We start from the raw sequence: 2,244 nt of genomic DNA, 5'->3' as shown, positions 1-2,244 counted from the left end.
GTAAGCGTCAAAGACGCTATGACATAGAAAAGTAAGGCTAAAGATAGTACAATCACAATAAATATGGTTGAAAAAGTTGAAAAAGTTTGCTAACTTTTTCAACCCCAAATGGAGTGGTTGTAATGAATATACAAAAAGTCACCAAGGAGTACCGGCTGTCAAAGTGGATGCAGGTGATACAGGAACGGCAAAACAGCGGGCAAAGCATTAAGGTTTTCTGTCAGGAAAAAGGAATAAGTAGACATGCCTACTTTTACTGGCAGCGAAAATTGCGAAAAGATGCTTGCATGGAACTTACAAAACAGACAAGGGAAACCATCGTTAGCTGTGCCCCGCAAGGATGGATGCAACTTCCTCAAAATCAAGAGATAAAATCAACGCTGGATATTGAAGTCGGTGGCTGCCGCGTAAGCGTAGATGCCGAAACGGATACTGAACTACTGAAAAAGATCTGCCGCATATTGAGGATCCTGTAATGAGGTGGAGCGATAATAAACCCGTATACATATGCTGCGGACATACGGATATGAGAAAATCTATCAACGGGCTTATGGCCCTGGTTAAAGACAGCTTTTCCCTCGATCCATTTTCAGCCGCGCTGTTTGTATTCTGCAATCGACAACGGAACAGAATAAAAATCCTGGAATGGGACAGCGATGGATTCTGGCTGTATTTCAAACGTTTAGAGCGCGGACATTTTCGCTGGCCGGCAAAGGGAGACACCGCCACCATGGTTCTTAAAACCAAAGAATTATCCTATTTAATTGAAGGAGCAAAATTGGAGAAAAAGCTCAAGCGAGAGGAAGTTTTTGAGCGACAAATCTCCTGAAATATTTATCTCCCGAAAGCCCCTGAAACCGCATAAACACTAGCTTTTATGCGGTTTTTCTGGTATAATTTTCTTATGAAAACACAAGCAAATTCACCGGTAAAACTCCTTGAAATAATTGAAGAAAAGGACCGCAAAATTGCAGAATTAGAAGAACAGGTAAAGTGGCTCATGGCACAGATCCGCCTTGCAAAGCACAAGCAATTTGGCGTCTCCAGTGAAAAAACAGGCGATCCTCAGTTAGCTATATTCAACGAGGCCGAATTAAGTGCCGATATAACCAGACCTGAACTAAAGCTTTCCGAGGTAAAGGCGCATTACCGTAAACGGACACGCCTTACAACCGACAAATTGCCGAAGGATTTACCTGTTGAGGTAATTGAGCACGAGCTTCCGGCTAAAGAACGTATTTGCCTGGACTGCGGCCGTGAATTACATACCATGGGCAGAGAAACCCGCGAAGAGCTTAAAGTCATTCCTGCCAAAGCAATAATTGTGCGGCATATACGGCATATTTACTCCTGCCGTAATTGTGAAGGGACTGCCGAACATGTGCCTATCGTGAAGGCAGATATACCGGAACCTGTCATAAAAGGCGGATTTGCTTCCCCTGAAACAATTGCCCATATAGCGGTACAAAAATTCGTGATGGCATCACCACTATACCGCCAGGAGCAGGAATGGAAGCAAAATGGCATTCTGCTTTCCCGGCAGACTATGTCAAACTGGCTGATCAAAGCTAGCGAGGACTGGCTGGAACCGATATATGAAGAGATGAAACGCCGATTATGTAGGCATGATGTACTTCACGCAGACGAAACTACTTTACAGGTGCTAAAAGAGCCGGGAAAAGCGGCACAGTCAAAGAGTTACATGTGGCTGTACCGCACTAGCGGAGATACAAAACACCAGATTGTAATTTATGACTATAAACCCGATAGAAGACATATACACCCTGAAAACTTTCTAAAAAATTTCACAGGATACATCCATGCAGATGGGTATGAAGGCTATCATAAACTTCCTGAAAACATAATCGTTGTGGGCTGCCTGGCACATCTTAGGCGGAAGTTTTTTGATGCCTTTAAAACCCTGCCCAAGGAGAGACAAACAGAATCCAACGCGGCCAAGGGAGTAGCCTATTGCGACAAATTGTTTCAACTTGAGAAACAGCTTGCTTCGCTTACGCAGGATAACCGCCTTCGGGAACGCGAACGGCTATCCAGGCCAACGTTTGATGAATTTTACAATTGGATAGAAAGCCTTGCCGCCTTGCCTAATACTCTTCTTGGTAAAGCGGTGCATTATGCCAAGTCACAAAGGGAATATCTTGAGAGATACCTGCTGGACGGGCGCCTGGAAATTTCAAACAACCGTGCGGAACGTAGTATTAAGCCGTTCGTAATTGGTCGAAA

The 2,244-nt window shown here is 44.2% G+C and carries 3 protein-coding genes; all 3 read left to right on the top strand.

The window, feature by feature from the left end:
- Window positions 1-122 precede the first annotated feature (122 nt).
- Window positions 123-476, top strand: a complete 354-nt coding sequence (tnpA, locus tag Ga0451573_RS18795; RefSeq protein ID WP_231685728.1) for an IS66 family insertion sequence element accessory protein TnpA — start codon at window positions 123-125, stop codon at window positions 474-476.
- Window positions 476-829, top strand: coding sequence for an IS66 family insertion sequence element accessory protein TnpB (tnpB, locus tag Ga0451573_RS18790; RefSeq protein WP_269438410.1), 354 nt, complete (start codon window positions 476-478; stop codon window positions 827-829). Before tnpA ends, tnpB begins: the two co-directional genes overlap by 1 nt.
- Window positions 830-904: 75 nt before the next feature.
- Window positions 905-2,244 (top strand): IS66 family transposase (gene tnpC, locus Ga0451573_RS18785; RefSeq protein WP_231685726.1); only part of this gene is annotated, 1,340 nt, incomplete at its 3' end.

Origin of the sequence: Phosphitispora fastidiosa (assembly GCF_019008365.1) — a bacterium.
Lineage (GTDB): Bacteria > Bacillota > Thermincolia > Thermincolales > UBA2595 > Phosphitispora > Phosphitispora fastidiosa.
The sequence above is the reverse complement of the archived record's forward strand: the minus strand, read 5'-3'. Positions and strand labels throughout refer to the sequence as shown.